The sequence below is a fragment of the Halobacillus sp. Cin3 genome (assembly GCF_947311855.1).
In the GTDB taxonomy this organism is placed as follows: Bacteria; Bacillota; Bacilli; order Bacillales; family Halobacillaceae; genus Halobacillus; species Halobacillus kuroshimensis.
The window spans coordinates 43,942-61,055 of the sequence record NZ_CAMZMV010000004.1 but is presented as its reverse complement, the minus strand read 5'-3'; the positions used below and the strand labels follow the sequence as shown (position 1 = coordinate 61,055).

The window sequence follows — 17,114 nt, the reverse complement described above, 5'->3', positions numbered from 1 at the left end:
TTTCCCCAAGCTTTACGTCCCTTTATTATGAAACGTGAGTGTTGACTCACATTTTATAAAGAGGTGACGAAAAATGGCTGATATCCTAATGATCAACGTTCCCGCAGAAGGTCACGTAAACCCGAGCCTCGGTGTTGCGAAGGCCTTTGCTGATCGTGGGGACAACGTCCACTACATAACTACTGAAAAATATAAATCCCGCCTTGAAGGTGTAGGGGCTCACGTCTATCTACATGAGGATCACCTGCTCATCGGCGGTGTTGATCCTTCTTCAAAAGAAGGGATTCAATCCTTCATCAACATCATGCTGCAGACGTCTCTCGATATTTTATCGATAACGAAGCAGCTTGCCGAAGAGATTTCCTTTGATTTTGTTTACTATGATTCTTTCGGAGCGGGCGAACTCGTCAGGGACTACCTGCAGATTCCTGGCTTCTCATCATCCGCCTCTTTCCTGATTCCTGAAGATTACCGCAAACGTCTTCCTCTTCATCCGGACCACACGTATACACTGGAGTACAGCGACAGGAACAAACAATTGATGGAAACGATGAATCAGGAATTCGGAGTGGCACCATCGTCCATGCTGCAATTCATGCATAATCAAGGAGAGCAGACGATGGTCTACACAAGCGCCTATTTCCAGCCCCGTTTAGAGGAGTTTGGTGAGGAAAATTACTTTATCGGCCCAAGTTTCCCCGAGCGGAAGGGCGCCCACGATTTCCCTCTACAAGAATTGAAGAATGAAAAAGTCCTGTACATCTCAATGGGGACCGTCCTTGATCAAGTAGAGGAGTTTTTCAACCTGTGTATCGACGCCTTTGATAATTTTAAAGGGAAAGTAGTCATTGCGGCCGGATCGTTTACCGACTTCAACAAAATCAATGCGGCTCCGGAAAACTTCATCATCCGGTCCTACGTTCCTCAGCTTGAGGTACTGGAATACACCGATGTCTTTTTAACCCACGGCGGCATGAACAGCGTAAATGAGGCCATTGACAAGGAAGTCCCGATGGTTGTCCTTCCCCGGGATAAAGATCAGCCTATGGTGGCAGCGAGACTTGCGGAGCTTCACGCCGGTTATCCGATTTTCCCGAACGAAGTGTCGAAAGAAGCGCTGCATCGAGGTGTGGACCAAGTCGTGAACGATGAAGCCTATCTGGAGGGAATCCGAAAGATTAAGAAAAGCTTTGATCACTGCGGCGGCCCGCAGGAAGCCCTCGCCGTTATCGATCGGTATCTGAACAAAAGAAACGGATAAAAAGAAGCCGGGACTTGATCAAGTCCCGGCTTTTCTCATTCTTATTTCTTCTCTTCGGCAAATGTCTTAATGCGGTCGGCAATCTCGTCACGGACACGTTGGAATACCGCCCATTTTTCTTCCTCTGTCCCTTCCGCTTTCGCTGGATCATCGAAGCCCCAGTGGAAACGTGTGACGTGTGGAGGCGTCATCGGGCACTTATCATTGGCATCTCCGCAGAGGGTAATCGCATAAGCCGCATTATTAAGAACATCGTTATCAATGATTTCAGACTCTTGACCACTGATATCAATACCCACTTCATTCATCGCTTTTACAGCGTTCGGGTTTAAGCCATGGGCTTCGATACCAGCTGAGCGGACATCAAATTCCTCTCCCAGGTATTCTTTTCCGAACCCTTCGGCCATTTGACTGCGGCAGGAATTTCCTGTGCATAGAAAGTAAATGACTGGTTTGTTAGACATAAAGCATTTCTCCTTTTTGAATAGTTGTTATAAGATGAGCAGCCATACATAAAGACCGACTAATGTAATAAATAAGGTAGGAACGGTAAGGACGATCCCTATCTTAAAGTAATAGCCCCAGGAAATTTTCACACCTTTTGTCGAAAGGACATGAAGCCATAATAAGGTGGCCAGGGAGCCGATCGGCGTAATCTTCGGTCCAAGGTCGGAACCGATGACGTTGGCATAAATCAAGGCTTCTCTCATGGTTCCCGTGGTATTCGTCTCGGCAATCGCCAGGGCATCAATCATGACTGTCGGCATGTTATTCATAATGGACGACAGGATAGCCGCAATGAATCCCATCGATACGGTACCGACAAACAACCCTTGGTCTGCTGTGGCCTGAATCACATCAGCCAGTACGTCCGTCAATCCGGCGTTACGCAAACCGTAGACAACGACATACATCCCAACCGAGAAGAAGACGATGGCCCACGGGGCTCCTTTGATGACTTCTCCCGTTTTTACAGCCGCACTTCTGCGCGCCATCATTAAGAAGAAGATGGCCACAATGCCGGCAATAATCGATACTGGAATACCGAGCGGTTCACTCGCGAAGTACCCGACTAACAGAACCGCCAGAACGGCCCACGATAAGCGGAACATTTTATGATCCTGGATCGCATCCACCGGCTTCTTCAGCTGAGCCAGATCATACTGCCCCGGGATACTCTTTCTGAAAAACAAGAATAAAACGAGGATACTGGCCGCTAAGGAAAACAAGTTCGGTACAACCATACGGGATGCGTATTCAATAAATCCGATGTCGAAAAAGTCCGCAGAAACAATGTTGACGAGGTTACTGACAATCAGCGGCAGTGAAGTCGTATCTGCAATAAATCCACTCGCCATAATAAACGGAAGAACCATCGCTTCCTTAAAGTTCAAGTTTCGTACCATCGCCAGAACAATCGGCGTCAAAATCAACGCCGCCCCGTCGTTGGCAAACAAAGCAGCCACAACTGCACCAAGCAGGGTGACATAAATAAACATGCGCCGGCCATTTCCTTTAGCAGCACGGGCCATATGCAGCGCCGCCCATTCGAAAAATCCGATCTCATCCAAAATCAGCGAAATGATGATAATCGCCACGAACGCGAGAGTGGCGTTCCAGACGATATCCGTCACAGCGAGAACATCCTGAAAATCAACGACATCAAAAATCAGAGCAAGTATGGCACCCGCACAGGCGGACCATCCAATCCCCAGATTTTTAGGCTGCCAGATGACAAAGATCAGGGTAAGTATAAATATAATCGTTGCTATCCATGCCAAATCCAAACAATCCTCCTACTAGTCACACTGGATGCGTTTACCGGCTTTCTCCAATGCGATTAACTTTTCTTTTTGATCAGGTATTTGATTCAAGACTTCCTCAATAATCGGGTATGTCTCATGACGGGTGTTCAAGGAATAAAAGATCCACTGACCTTTCCTCTGCTCCTTCACCAAGCCCGCATCCCTGAGTTTCCTTAGATGCTGACTGACAGAAGGCTGACTCATTTCCAGGACGTCTACAAATTCGCAGACACAGCACTCCCCATCCTTCAACAGTCCAACAATTGTCAAACGGGTTTTATCTCCAAGAAGCTTCAGCGTTTTTGCAGCTTCTTCCAACGTTATTATGGTCTTTTCCATAACATCACCTCAACCATCAGTGTATAAGTATATGCTTATATTTGCAACATAAAATTACCCTCTTTCCTTTTCTTTATACTTCCATGGACGCCACAGATCCTCCATATACTTCGACCGTACAGGCCTTTCTGCGAAGCGCAGCAGCCAATAACCTCCAATCAGAATAGACCATAAAAACAACAGAGAATAAAAAGGAATCATCATGACCTCTCCATCCCATATCCCTTACAAGATTTTTGAGTAACCATACCCCCCCGAAATAGTTATATAAGTATATACTTATAAGTTAATGAGAATATGATAACTCAAATTAAATAGAAAGTAAATATTGAGTTAAGGAAAAGCTTCCATATAAAAAACCCCTTCGGCATTCATTATGTGCCGAAGGGATTGGTTTAGAACAAAAAAACATTCAAGGGAGCTGCTGCCTGGCGGTCGAAACTTTTTCTTCACTTTCCGGAAAAGTAACGGGAAGAGGTTCCGGAGGTCCGAAGATAGTATGAATCTTACAAATTATTTAGAAACCGTTCCCGCATCCGGCGCATGAACACCGTGACGGTAAAAGTCAGCATCGATCGGTTCAAGAGGCTGACGACCACGAATGAGATCCGCCGCTTTTTCTGCGAGCATCAATACAGGAGCGTGGATATTTCCGTTGGTCACATAAGGCATCGCAGAAGCATCCACAACCCGAAGGTTCTCCAGTCCATGTACTTTCATCGTGTCTGGATCAACAACAGCCATTGGATCGGATTCAGGACCCATTTTTGCCGTACAGGACGGGTGCAGCGCTGTTTCCGCGTCCTCCCTGACCCACTCGAGAATCTCTTCATCAGTCTGAACGGTCGGGCCCGGGGAGATTTCTCCAGCATTGTAAGGCTTCATTGCCGGCTGCGACATGATCTTACGGGTAACCCGGATCGCCTCCACCCATTCCCGCTTGTCCTGCTCCGTAGAAAGGTAGTTGTACACCATACTCGGGTGTTCTTTTGGATCTTTCGAGCGGATTTTCAGTGAGCCGCGGGCATCGGAATACATTGGTCCAATGTGTACCTGGAAGCCGTGATCTGTCGGTGCTTTCTGACCATCGTAACGGACGGCAAGCGGCAGGAAGTGGAACATCAGGTTCGGATATTCCACTTCATCATTGGAACGGACGAACCCTCCGCCCTCAAAATGGTTCGTTGCTGCCGGGCCTGTCCGACCCATCATCCACTGAAGGCCAATCCAAGGCATACGGGCCTTGTTCAAGTTTGGCTGCTGGGAAACGGGCTGAGGGCACGCGTGCTGCACGTACACTTCAAGGTGATCCTGAAGATTCTCTCCCACTCCCGGCAGGTTAACGACCGGCTTAATTCCGAGTGAGCGCAGGTGTTTTTCTTCCCCTACTCCTGATAACTGCAGAAGCTGTGGAGTATTGATCGCCCCACCGGACAAAACAATTTCTCCGGCCTCCACCTGATGGGTTTTGCCATTCCGCTGATACGTCAATCCTTTGGCTTTTGTTCCTTCGAAATTGATGTGTTTCACAAATGCGCGGGTTTTGATCGTTAAATTTTCACGATCGGATACCGGGTGAAGATACGCACGGGAGGCGGACATCCGCTGCCCCTTATAGACATGCTTGTCAAAAGGTCCAAAGCCCTCCTGACGGAAACCATTCACGTCCGGTGTACGGGAGTATCCAGCCTGGGCGCCGGAGTTAAAGAACGCCTGGAACAATGGATTCTCAGCCGGACCACGTTCCAGCTTAATGGGACCATCATGCCCGCGAAGATCATCATCCGGGGAACCAATAGCATTCTCCAGACGTTTGAAGTACGGAAGACAATGGGCAAAGTTCCACTTCTCCATTCCTTCGTCCGCTCCCCAGCGCTCATAGTCCATCGGATTTCCACGCTGATAAATCATCCCATTGATGGAACTTGATCCTCCAAGCACTTTTCCACGCGCATGCTTGATGCGGCGGCCGTTCATATGCGGTTCAGGATCGGATTCATACTTCCAGTCATACAAACTCTTTCCCGCTGGGAACGGCAGGGCTGCCGGCATTTGAATCAAAAGGTCCCAGGAGTAATCACTGCGTCCAGCCTCTAAAATCAACACACTTTTCTTTCCGTCTTCACTGAGGCGGTTTCCAAGTACAGATCCCGCACTTCCTCCACCGACAATGACAATATCATAGTATTCACTCATCGATTGTTCCTCCTCTATCTATCTGTTCTATAAAATTAAAAGGTATGATCAAAACCAGTGGATGGGTTCAGGCTTCAAGTTATGGAAAATATGCTTCGTTTCGGTATACTCTTCCAATCCTGGTCTGCCCAGTTCACGCCCGATACCGGACTGCTTGAATCCTCCCCATGGTGCGTGAGGGAAATAAAGGTTGAAATCGTTGATCCAGACCGTTCCCATACGCATTCTCGCCGCGCAGCGCTCTGCTTTTGCAATATCCATCGTCCAGACACCGCCGGCAAGGCCGTAAATCGAATCATTGGCAAGGGTGACCGCTTCTTTTTCACTGCGGAATTTCTCTACAGTTATAACAGGACCGAAGCCTTCCTCCTGAACGACTGTCATATCTGTCGTACAATTTGTGAAAATAGTAGGCAGGTAGAAAAAGCCCTGCTGAAGTTCCGGATCTTCCGGACGCCGTCCTCCGACAACGAGGGAAGCTCCTTCTTTCACGCCCGCTTCCACGTAAGCTTCAACTTTAGACAAGTGTTCAGCTGAGATGAGCGGCCCCATCTGAGTATCTTGTTCAAAACCGCTTCCAAGCTTAAAGTTTTTCACCCGCTCGACAAGCGCATTTACAAAATCGTCATGAATCGCTTCATCGACAATTAAACGCGTACCAGCTGAGCAGATCTGCCCGGCATGGAAAAACACCCCATTCAAAGCCTGGTCGACAGCTGTTTCAAAATCAGCATCAGCAAAAATGATATTCGGATTCTTGCCGCCCAGCTCCAAAGCCAGGTTTTTCACGTTGCCGCTGGCGGACTGCATAATTTTCTTCCCTGTGGCAATCCCGCCGGTAAAGGAAATGAGATCTACATCATCATGACTGGAAAGCTCAGCACCGACCGTTGCTCCTGACCCCAGGACAAGGTTGACGACGCTGGCAGGTATGCCCACTTCTTCCATCAGTTCAAATACTTTGATTGTGGTCAGCGGTGTGATCTCACTCGGCTTCATCACGAGAGTGTTTCCAGCAGCAAGCGCCGGGGCAAGCTTCCAGGACGCCTGTAAAAGAGGATAATTCCACGGCGTAATCTGACCGCAGACTCCTACGGGCTCGCGGACGACTTTGCTGATGGAATCCTTCACAGGCGCATCGATCAATTCTCCACCTTCTTTATCCGCAAGCTCTCCGTAATAGCGGAAGACTCCTGCAATATCCTCCATATCTCCGCGGCTCTCTTCCATCGTCTTTCCTGTATCCAGTGACTCGAGGTAAGCCAGTTCCTCTTGATCCCGTTCTATAAGATGACCAATTTTCGTAACCAGCTCTCCGCGCTCGGAAGCAGGCGTCCACGACCAGTCTCCTTCATCAAACGCTTCTCTTGCTGCAGCGATTGCGGCGCGGGCATCCTTCTCATCCCCTTCCGGAACCTCTGCAATGACCTCCTGATTGTACGGATTGATGATGCTGCGTTTCTTACCGGACTGTGCATCCACCCATTCTCCATTGATGTATTGCTGTTGTTTTAGATTCATATTGATTCACTCCATTTTCGGAAGTAAGTTAACTTTATTAAAAATTTATTTAACAAACTTAACGCTAACATTGTTCTTCTGAGGTGTCAAAACTCCACCAGAATAATATTGATAAAATTCCCCTAATACGTCTATAACTATAGAAGGGACAGACTTTCGGACAAATGTGAGCGTCCCAGTGCATTTGACATTTCAACTGAAGCCGTTAACATGAAGTTCATAAAGAAAATTTGATAAATATTTAACACGATTTACTTTAGAACGAAGGAGCGACCCGATGAGTGAATCAACGGATGGACCAAAACTTAAAATAGAAGAAGCCAAAGGGAAAGTGATCGGTGCTATTGCCGAAACGATGGATTTATACGGGGTGACCCCGGCTGCAGCAAACTTATATGCGACGATGTACTTCAAGGATCAAATGACCCTTGATGAAATGCGTACAGAACTTGGGATGAGCAAACCGAGCATGAGTACGAGTGTCCGTAAGCTCCAGGACATCGATATGGTGAAAAAAACCTTCACCAGAGGGTCCAGGAAGCATACGTATGCGGCTGAAAAAAACTTCTTCCGCTCGTTTATGTCGTTTTACTGCCAGATGTGGGAGCGGGAGGTCAAAATGAACCTCGACGCTATTGAAGAAGCGCAGGAAGACTTTATCAATGTCATCAAAGATGCCGCAAGCACCCCCGATATCGTAGCGGAAGCCAAGCAGTTCTATGATCAATTGGAGGAATCCAAAGCGTACTACCACTGGCTGAATGATTTGGTTGATAGTATTCGAAATGGGGAAATTTTCGAGTTTCTCCCGAAGGATAAAAAAGAATAATAAAGCAGGCAGTTGAAATTCAGACTGCCTGCTCCTATACATACCTCTCTTCAAAGAGGTCATTTGTTTCGTCTTTTTGTTAAATAAATTCTTAACAAATTTAATTAAGCGTATATTGGAATTCATATACAATACTTAAAAGAGGAGTTTTTAACATGAAAATGTGGACAAAGGGATTAAGTTTATTAGGCACCATGCTCTTCATTGCCTTCCTTTCTGCTTGCGGAAGTGCAGATGGAGAATCGACGGACAGCAGTGATCAGGAGATTTCCATCGGTCAGATCAACTGGGCGGAAAATATTGCTGTGACCAACATGTGGAAGGTGATTCTGGAGGACGAGGGCTATCAAGTTAAACTCAACAACCTGAACATGGGCAGTACAATGAAAGCATTGGAAAGCGGCGACCTTGATGCAAGCCTTGAAATCTGGCTGCCCGTCCAGGATGCGAACTACCTGGAAAAGTATAAAGATGATGTGAACTTTTCTGAAGCTGCATGGTTTGACAATGCGAAAGTTGGGCTCGTTGTTCCGAGTTATATGGAAGAAGTGAATAGTGTAGAGGACCTGAACGAACATAAAGACTTATTCAACAGCCAGATTACAGGCTTCGGACCGGGTGCAGGGACGATGGAAGTGACGGAACAGTTGATTGAAGACTATGATTTGAATTATGAACTACTGCCAAGCTCTGAATCTGCCATGCTCGCAGAAATCGGGAATGCCGTGAAAGAAGAAGAACCGATTGTCGCTCCGCTATGGAGCCCCCACTGGATTTTCTCCGAATATGATCTGAAGTTCCTTGAAGATCCTAAAAACACGTATGGCGGTGTTGAAAAAATCCACCATGCGACACGACTTGCATTTGATGAGGATTATCCGGAAGTGAGCGGATGGCTGAAAAACTGGAAAATGAATGACCAGCAGATCGGCAAGTTGATCACTTACGTGGAAGACAGCGAAGAACCTGCTGATGGAGCTGAAAAATGGGTGGAAGAAAACCAGGATTTGATTGATAAATGGATAAAATAAAACATACAAAAGCCGGTCTGCTGCTGCAAAGGCCGGCTTTTTTTTATGTATACACACTCTCCTCCTTTTCCTACTATGATGAAAACCATCAGACATCTCTATTAAAAATCTTCCTATTGTAACTCCATAGGAATGGTGATATCATACTATTCATAAATAGTATGACACATTAACTTAATTATGCTCATTAGTGTGTCATATTAAGTCGCAATCCTGAAAAGAACAGCGAAATAACTCCTACATCCACGGATACTGCGGCCATTAACCAAGCAGGGAGAGGTTTTGTGACTAAACAAATAACGGTATACATTGTCTCTGACTCCGCGGGGGAATCCGCCGATCTTATGATTAAGACAGTCATGAGTCAATTTACTGGGCAGGATATCATCATGAAACATTTTTCCTATGTGCAGAATCAGCAGGAAATGAATAATGTCATCACATTAGCCAAGTACAATCCTTCCATCATCGCCTATACGATCGTCACGCCCACTCTCAAACATTATCTTGACCAGCGTGCGGAAGAAGAAGGAATTACGGCTGTAGATATGATGAATCCGCTCATGGGTGTGTTTTCTCAAAAGTTTCAAATGGAACCCACCTGTGAACCAGGACAGATCAGAAAGCTGGACGAAGACTACTTCAAGAGAATTGAAGCGATTGAATTCGCTGTGAAATACGATGACGGGCAGGAAGCTAGAGGCCTGAACCAGGCAGACCTTGTTCTCGTCGGCGTTTCCCGGACATCCAAGACTCCTCTATCGATGTATTTAGCCAATAAGAAAATTAAAACGGCCAATGTCCCGCTGATTCCGGAGATTCCGCCACCACCAGAACTTTTTTCAATTCCGGGAATCAAATGCATCGGCCTGATCATTACTCCTGAGAAGTTGAACGACATCCGTAAAGAACGCTTGAAAAACCTCGGACTTACCGGTCCTGCTAATTATGCGTCTCTGAACCGGATCCTGACTGAACTGGAATACGCTCAAAATATTATGAAACGTATCGGCTGCCCAATTATCGATGTGTCTAATAAAGCCATCGAAGAAACGGCTGATATTATTTTAGATCTCTATAACAAGAGGGGGAGTTTTGCGTGATAGATAAGACGTTTGTTTTCATGTTCGATCAGCTTAAACATGCAGGGAAAGAGTTACTGGGAGGAAAAGGAGCCAATTTGGCCGAAATGACGAAGATCGGTCTGCCAGTGCCCTACGGGTTTACAATCACGACGGATACATGCCGCTCCTACTACGACTCCGGCCAGCAGCTCCCTGAAGAAGTCGAGGGACAGGTGCTTGATGCGCTGAAAAAACTGGAGGAGACCACAGGTAAGGAGTTGGGCAGTCCATCAAATCCCCTTCTCGTGTCTGTCCGTTCCGGCGCGGTTCATTCAATGCCCGGGATGATGGACACCGTTTTGAACCTGGGCATGAATGATGACACGGTCAAAGGGATGGCCGAACTGACCGGAAACCCCCGTTTCGCCTATGACTCTTACCGCCGCTTCATTCAAATGTTCAGTAATGTTGTGTTAAAAGTGGATCACTATCATTTTGAGCAGCGTCTCGAAAACGCACGGACTGAAAATGGATACACATCCGATACGCAAATCACTGCAGAGGATTGGAAAGGCATCATCGAAGATTTTAAATCCATCGTCAGCGCCCAGACCGACCGGACATTCCCGGAGGACCCGAAGGAACAGTTGTTTTTCACTATCCGGGCTGTCTTTGATTCCTGGAACAATCAGCGTGCCGTTTTATACCGCCGTCTTAACCAAATCCCAGGCCACCTCGGAACAGCCGTCAATGTCCAGAGTATGGTTTTCGGTAACATGGGCGAAGATTCCGGTACAGGTGTAGCGTTCACCCGCAATCCGTCCACCGGCGAAGCGAAGTTATACGGAGAATACCTGATAAATGCCCAGGGTGAAGACGTCGTTGCCGGCATCCGTACCCCTCAGCCCATCGCCAGCCTGGAAGACGACATGCCGGAGGTCTATCAACAGCTGGAGGACACGTGTAATCTGTTAGAAAATCACTATAAAGATATGCAGGATATCGAATTCACGGTGGAACGCGGAAATCTATATATTCTGCAGACCCGCACAGGAAAACGCACAGCTCAAGCCGCCATCCGGATTGCCGTTGAGATGGTACGGGAGCAGATTATGGACAACCGCGAGGCCCTGCTGCGCGTAGATCCGGATCAGCTTCACCAGCTCCTCCACCACCGCATTGACCCAGGACACGGGCGTCCTCAAATCGCTACAGGACTGCCGGCCTCCCCGGGTGCTGCCTCCGGACAGGTCGTTTTTGATGCGGATGAAGCCGAAGAACTGGCCGGAAAAGGAAAGAAGGTCATCCTCGTCCGCCCGGACACGACACCGGATGATATTCACGGAATTGTAGCAGCACAAGCTGTCGTCACAAGCCGCGGCGGAATGACAAGTCATGCGGCCGTTGTCGCCAGAGGCATGGGGAAAGCATGCATCTGCGGCTGTGATTCCATCAAGATTGATCTGGAAACCGAACAGTTCACCACAGGATCTGTAACGATCAAGCACGGCGATCTGATCACGATCGACGGAGGCACTGGTGAAATTTTCGACGGGGCCATCCCAATGATTGAGCCCGAACTATCCGATGAATTCCAGCTTCTCCTCCAATGGGCGGACGAGGAAGCTCAGATGGGGGTGCGGGCCAACGCCGACAATCCAGTCGATGCTGCCAAAGCCTTGGAGTTCGGGGCCGACGGAATCGGGTTGTGCCGGACCGAGCACATGTTCATGGATGCCTCCCGGCTGCCGACGGTGCAGGATATGATTTTGTCTGAAACGAACATGGAACGGAAAGAAGCATTGGATAAGCTGCTGCCGATGCAGCAGGAAGATTACGAGAAAATCTTTGAAGTGATGCAGGGACATCCAATTACGATCCGCTTGTTGGATCCACCGCTCCACGAATTCCTCCCTGATAAGGAAGAGCTGCTCGTAGATGTCACAAGACTTTCCTGCACGGACCCTGATGCAGAGGAACTGCAGACGAAGAAAAACATGCTGCGGAAAGTGCGGCTTCTGGAGGAATCCAATCCAATGCTCGGCCACCGCGGCTGTCGTCTTGGCATGATCCACCCTGAAATCTATGAAATGCAGGTCAGAGCCGTCTTCCAAGCTGCGGCCAATGTTATGAAAAAAGGAATCACGGTCACCCCCGAAATCATGATTCCTTTAGTAAGCCACGTCAACGAACTGAAAGACATGCGCCGACTCGTCCTGAACATCAGCCGGCAGGTGGAAGAGCAGGAAGGAGAGAAATTTCAATTCTTGATCGGAACAATGATTGAAACTCCGAGAGCCGCGTTAACGGCCGACCAGGTCGCACAAGAAGCCGACTTTTTCTCCTTTGGAACGAACGACTTGACCCAGACCACATTCGGGTTCAGCCGGGATGACGCAGAAGGGAAATTCCTTCACCATTACGTCGAAAACGATGTCCTTCCACAAAATCCGTTCGTATCACTGGATCAGGATGGCGTCGGAAAATTGGTAGAAAGCGGAGTGAAGCTGGGCCGGCAGACGAAGCCGTCTTTAAAAACCGGCATCTGCGGAGAACACGGTGGCGAAAAGACATCCATCCAGTTCTGCTTTAACCTGGGGATGGATTATGTAAGCTGCTCACCTTTCCGGGTCCCTTCCGCCCGGCTGGCAGCTGCTCAAGCATCCGTTCGTCATACACTCCAAGTTCCGCAGTATCAGTAATAGAAGAAACAGGATTTCCCCCACAAAAAAAGGACGCTGAACCGACCTCCAAGGTTTGTTCAGCGTCCTTTTTTCTATGAAATTACCAGGATACCTTTTTTCCGCTCAGCTTCTTCACGCCGATTTCTTTGGTTTGTTTTTTCTTCTGCTTGCTGAGCCAGTACTGCTCGATTTCTTCGAGCGTCTTCCCTTTCGTTTCCGGTACAAGCTTCCAGACGAAAGCAAAGGATAGCACACACATCAGGCCGTAGAGACCGTATGTGAAACCTGCTCCCATTTCAAGAAGCGTCGGGAACGTCGTTGAGACGAGCAGGTTACTTCCCCAGTTCACCGCCACAGTCAATGCCATGACCTGACCACGGATTTTATTCGGGAACAGTTCTGATGCGAGCACCCATGTAAGCGGACCGAAAGACAAGTTATAGAAGGCTACGAAGACAAGGATGGAAATCAGCGCACCAACGCCCATCGAGCCGGCGAAAGCTAAAGCAGCAATCCCGAACATCCCTACCGCCATTCCGACAGAACCGATGAGAAGCAGTCGTTTTCGTCCAACCTTTTCAACGAATAAAAGAGCGATCAGAACAAAAATGAAATTCACGACCCCGATCAAGATTGTCTGCAGCATGGAACTGTCCGTAGAGGCGCCCATATTAGAGAAAATCCGCGGTGCATAATATTGAATCACATTAATACCCACAAATTGCTGAGCGATTGCGAGCAACAGCCCTATCGACACGACCATTTTCCCATAGGAGAAAATGCTCGTTTTCGTTTTATCCATCTTGTCGACAGCCTGTCTGATATTTTTATAGATATCCTTGGCTGCCTTTTCCGAGCCATTCACTTTCTCAAGGATATTCATCGCTTTTTTATCCTTATTTTTCATGACCAGATAACGCGGAGTCTCTGGCACGAGGAATAACAGTCCGAAGAACAGCAGAGCCGGGATGGCTTCTGAAGCAAACATATACCTCCACCCAATATCGTTGATCCAGCTCATGCTTTGTCCCGAGACAATTCTCCAATTAATAATGTATACGACCAGCATCCCGAAAATAATAGCCAGGTTATATAAGGTTACCAATTTTCCTCGGATTTTCGCCGGAGCCGTCTCACTGATATATAACGGTCCCAGTCCGGATGCAAGCCCTACGCCGATACCACCAATAATTCTATAAATATTGAACATAATGAAAAGACCCATGGTCGGTTCACCTTTAGTAAAGAATAGAAACTCCGGTGAACTGGAAAGGAGTGCGGAAATGAAAAACAATACAGCTGCGACGATCAGCGAATTCCTTCGTCCAATCCGGTCGGACAGCATCCCGCTGATCAACCCACCTGCGATACAGCCAATCAACGCGCTGGAAACCGTCAACCCTTGAAATAATTTACTCAATCCTAAACTATCTATGAAGTAGACTTCCAGAGATTGTTCTGCACCAGAAATAACAGCTGTATCATAGCCGAACAGCAGCCCTCCCAATGCCGCAATGACTGATAAGAATATAATATACGTCCGACTTCGTTTCATCTGCTTGGAACATCCTCTCTTAAATTCGATGACTATAAAAGTCCGTTGCTTGAATGATATGGAATGCATTCCATATCGATTACCTCCTGAAAGCTTCTGCTCCCTCCTTCAGCCTTTGAACTTCTATAAATAGGTAAATGTGAAATCTTAGCTATACATTTCTCTGAATCCTGACTTTTAAAACATCACCCTCAAAATGAAAAGGTTTACAAAAGTATTCACTATACGCTGAATGTGCCCCACGCCTGGGATAGGCGATACTTAGAAAAAATTTACTATTGATTGTTATTTTGAAGTTTATAATAAGTTTATAACATTTATAAAAAGTTTAGTTCTTTATGGAGAACGAACGATTGTATGCGGTTACATAAATAAAAAAAGACGAACTCCCTTTGATTAGGAATCCGTCTTTTTTTCAGCTTTTGCATAGGTGGGAATCATAAGTGACCCTATGATGAACACAGCGTAGGAAAGGATCCGGATAACATCATAATAGTCTCCTGACTTGAAGTATACCAAGTTGATTATCATTGCGGCTGCGCTTGCCACGACAAATAGGATTCCCCATTTTTGTTTGGTCATAATCCCTCTCACTCCAATCATTTTCTACACCTTTCATTTTACCAAATTACGGTAGTCCAATTTCTTATTTACGGAGATTCACAAAATAAAATATGTGATCATGATTTCATGCTGGAATGTGTGCTTCGTTTACCGTTATCCCCCCAATCTCTATTGATCAAATTGTAATCAATACGAATTAACCTCATATTTCTATCATATACTTTTCTTGTATCTAGTATTGACAAAGTCTATGAAATTCCGGTTAATAGTATATGTGTATAATCGAAATCATTACGATTTATAAACCGAAATGTAAAGGAGGACTTTATTTGTACCAGGATCATTCTCCGCCATCCAGTATGATTTATTTTTTATTAGTGATTTTTTTCGCTCTTTTTTTATTTGGTGATACCATTCCTTTTGAAAACATGTTTTCCATCCCACCCTCTTTATTAGATTTAAACACGATGTTCATCAGCATTGTATTGGAAGCCATCCCCTTCGTACTTCTTGGTGTATTTATATCTGCAGTAATTCAAACATTTTTGAAAGAAGAAACACTTAAAAAATACATACCCGCCAACCCTTATCTGGCTCTGTTCCCTGCCGTTGCCATTGGCGCTGTCTTTCCGGTATGTGAATGCGCGATTGTTCCGATTGTACGAAGACTAATCCAAAAAGGGATGCCGCTTCATGTAGGGATTGTCATCCTTGTCTCTGCCCCTGTCCTTAATCCCATCGTCTTTTTGTCGACGTTTTATGCCTTTCAGACCGACCTCAGTATTGCCTGGGCAAGAATGGGACTGGCCTTCATCGTTTCCTTGCTTGTGGGGGCTGTCATTTATCAATTTTTCGGCAATCGCTGGCAGCTGAATAAAAAAACAACAGAAGCCGCGAAGCACCAGCATACCCATGACAACGACAACGATCGGTCAGGTAAAATTGCCGAAACGTTCCAGCATGCCAGTGATGAATTTTTCGATATGGGGAAGTTTCTCATAATTGGAGCCTTATTCGCCGGAATTGTTCAAACTTATGTTGCACGGGAAACATTAATGGATATTGGGAATGGAGCACTGGCCGGACCAGCGGTGATGATGGGACTTGCCTACATTCTATCCTTGTGCTCAGAGGCTGATGCCTTTGTCGCTTCTTCTTTTAAAGGACTCTTTTCTTCGACCTCTATTCTTGCCTTTCTCGTTTATGGACCCATGACCGACTTAAAAAACACGATTTTAATGCTGGCTTATTTCAAAAAAAGGTTTGTTCTTGCCTTTTTAGTGATCGTAACGGTTGTCGTATACGCCGTGAGCCTTTGGTATGACGCATTCTTTATATAAAGGAGGAGGATCATGAACCGACCTTCCCATCAATTTTTGAGAAGCATCATTTTATTCGGATTTGTATTATTTCTTATTAAGCTTATGATTTCAGGAGATATCCAAAAGTTTATTGCTCCCCGCATGATGCCTTACATGTATTTCACCTTAATCGTATTGGGGGTTCTCGGGAGTATTCAATTCTTTAAAAGTGGGTTTGAAGAGCAGGATCATGACTGTGGATGCGGGCACGACCATGATTACTCCAAATCCAGACTCCGATCCACTGTTATTTACTTATTATTCATTATCCCTGTGATGACCGGGATGATGTTTTCCGACCATGTGATTGGAAGTTCAGCAGCTTCCAATAAAGGATTCAAATATGAGATGCGCACAGCCGCTGATCCGTCCGATATGAATGATCCTTCTTCTATGAATGATACTGGCGAAGGAGAGGGTTTAAATCAGGAAGGTACAGGCGGAGAGGTTGAAAACGCGGCCATCCTGACTCCTGAGAAAAGATATCCCGAGTTATTTAAGGAGCTGCAGGAAACGAACCATCTTCACATGACTGCCGACAACTACATCGGAACAATTACATTGATGGAAGACGGCATGGACGATTACGTGGGGAAAAAACTGACGACCCATGGGTTTGTATTCCGGGATGACAAGTTCCCGGATGACCAGATTGTCGTAGGGCGGTTCGGAATCAGCTGCTGTGTAGCTGATGCAGGGATTTACGGCATTCTTGTTCAAGGGGAGGACCTTGGTCAGTACAAAAATGATACATGGGTGGAAGTGACAGGAACGCTTGAAAAAGTACAGATGAACCGATGGGAGCTTCCTCTCATTCAACCGGAAGCGATCAAACCAATTGAGACACCTCCGGAACCCTACGTCTATGAAGACTTAGAATTTGGCGGATAACAAAAAGTCACAG

Annotated in this window: 14 protein-coding genes; 7 read left to right on the top strand and 7 right to left on the bottom strand. The window is 46.6% G+C overall.

Going from position 1 to position 17,114, the window contains the following annotated elements:
* Nucleotides 1–73 precede the first annotated feature (73 nt).
* Entirely contained in the window at nucleotides 74–1,261 is a 1,188-nt protein-coding gene (locus QMA39_RS13400; RefSeq protein ID WP_281659021.1) for a macrolide family glycosyltransferase, read from the top strand.
* Between the two features lie 41 nt (nucleotides 1,262–1,302).
* Here the strand turns inward: QMA39_RS13400 and arsC are convergent, their stop codons facing one another.
* The 5 genes from arsC to betB form a co-directional block, all read right to left on the bottom strand.
* Entirely contained in the window at nucleotides 1,303–1,725 is a 423-nt protein-coding gene (gene arsC / locus QMA39_RS13395; RefSeq protein WP_027955619.1) for an arsenate reductase (thioredoxin), read from the bottom strand.
* 27 nt (nucleotides 1,726–1,752) lie between these two features.
* The gene (locus QMA39_RS13390; protein ID WP_281659020.1) at nucleotides 1,753–3,048 is read right to left on the bottom strand and encodes an arsenic transporter; all 1,296 of its coding nucleotides are present in this window, start codon (nucleotides 3,046–3,048) and stop codon (nucleotides 1,753–1,755) included.
* 12 nt (nucleotides 3,049–3,060) lie between these two features.
* A complete protein-coding gene (locus QMA39_RS13385; protein WP_027955617.1) occupies nucleotides 3,061–3,405 on the bottom strand; it encodes a metalloregulator ArsR/SmtB family transcription factor in 345 nt (114 codons plus the stop codon).
* Nucleotides 3,406–3,918: 513 nt separating this feature from the next.
* A complete protein-coding gene (gene betA / locus QMA39_RS13380; RefSeq protein ID WP_027955616.1) occupies nucleotides 3,919–5,601 on the bottom strand; it encodes a choline dehydrogenase in 1,683 nt (560 codons plus the stop codon).
* Between the two features lie 48 nt (nucleotides 5,602–5,649).
* Entirely contained in the window at nucleotides 5,650–7,122 is a 1,473-nt protein-coding gene (gene betB, locus QMA39_RS13375; protein WP_281659019.1) for a betaine-aldehyde dehydrogenase, read from the bottom strand.
* A gap of 277 nt (nucleotides 7,123–7,399) precedes the next feature.
* Here betB and QMA39_RS13370 point away from each other — a divergent pair, with 277 nt between their 5' ends.
* The 4 genes from QMA39_RS13370 to ppdK all read left to right on the top strand — a co-directional run bounded on the left by QMA39_RS13370 (nucleotide 7,400) and on the right by ppdK (nucleotide 12,748).
* Entirely contained in the window at nucleotides 7,400–7,951 is a 552-nt protein-coding gene (locus QMA39_RS13370) for a GbsR/MarR family transcriptional regulator (RefSeq protein ID WP_027955614.1), read from the top strand.
* Between the two features lie 155 nt (nucleotides 7,952–8,106).
* Complete coding sequence (locus QMA39_RS13365) at nucleotides 8,107–8,982, top strand: glycine betaine ABC transporter substrate-binding protein (RefSeq protein ID WP_281659018.1); 876 nt, start codon at nucleotides 8,107–8,109, stop codon at nucleotides 8,980–8,982.
* Nucleotides 8,983–9,266: 284 nt separating this feature from the next.
* Nucleotides 9,267–10,085, top strand: coding sequence for a pyruvate, water dikinase regulatory protein (locus QMA39_RS13360; protein WP_206933752.1), 819 nt, complete (start codon nucleotides 9,267–9,269; stop codon nucleotides 10,083–10,085).
* A 20-nt stretch (nucleotides 10,086–10,105) separates the two neighbouring features.
* Entirely contained in the window at nucleotides 10,106–12,748 is a 2,643-nt protein-coding gene (gene ppdK, locus QMA39_RS13355; RefSeq protein WP_281659241.1) for a pyruvate, phosphate dikinase, read from the top strand.
* Between the two features lie 82 nt (nucleotides 12,749–12,830).
* Here ppdK and xylE read toward each other — a convergent pair whose 3' ends face one another.
* Together xylE and QMA39_RS13345 are read right to left on the bottom strand one after the other, a co-directional pair.
* On the bottom strand, nucleotides 12,831–14,285 hold the full coding sequence (gene xylE / locus QMA39_RS13350) for a D-xylose transporter XylE (RefSeq protein WP_035532302.1): 1,455 nt from the start codon (nucleotides 14,283–14,285) through the stop codon (nucleotides 12,831–12,833).
* Nucleotides 14,286–14,681: 396 nt separating this feature from the next.
* Nucleotides 14,682–14,867 (bottom strand): hypothetical protein, encoded by a 186-nt coding sequence (locus QMA39_RS13345; protein WP_206933749.1) that lies wholly within the window; start codon nucleotides 14,865–14,867, stop codon nucleotides 14,682–14,684.
* Between the two features lie 311 nt (nucleotides 14,868–15,178).
* Here QMA39_RS13345 and QMA39_RS13340 point away from each other — a divergent pair, with 311 nt between their 5' ends.
* Both QMA39_RS13340 and QMA39_RS13335 read left to right on the top strand, forming a co-directional pair.
* Nucleotides 15,179–16,189, top strand: coding sequence for a permease (locus QMA39_RS13340; RefSeq protein WP_035532225.1), 1,011 nt, complete (start codon nucleotides 15,179–15,181; stop codon nucleotides 16,187–16,189).
* 12 nt (nucleotides 16,190–16,201) lie between these two features.
* Nucleotides 16,202–17,101, top strand: a complete 900-nt coding sequence (locus tag QMA39_RS13335; RefSeq protein WP_281659017.1) for a TIGR03943 family protein — start codon at nucleotides 16,202–16,204, stop codon at nucleotides 17,099–17,101.
* Nucleotides 17,102–17,114 lie beyond the last annotated feature (13 nt).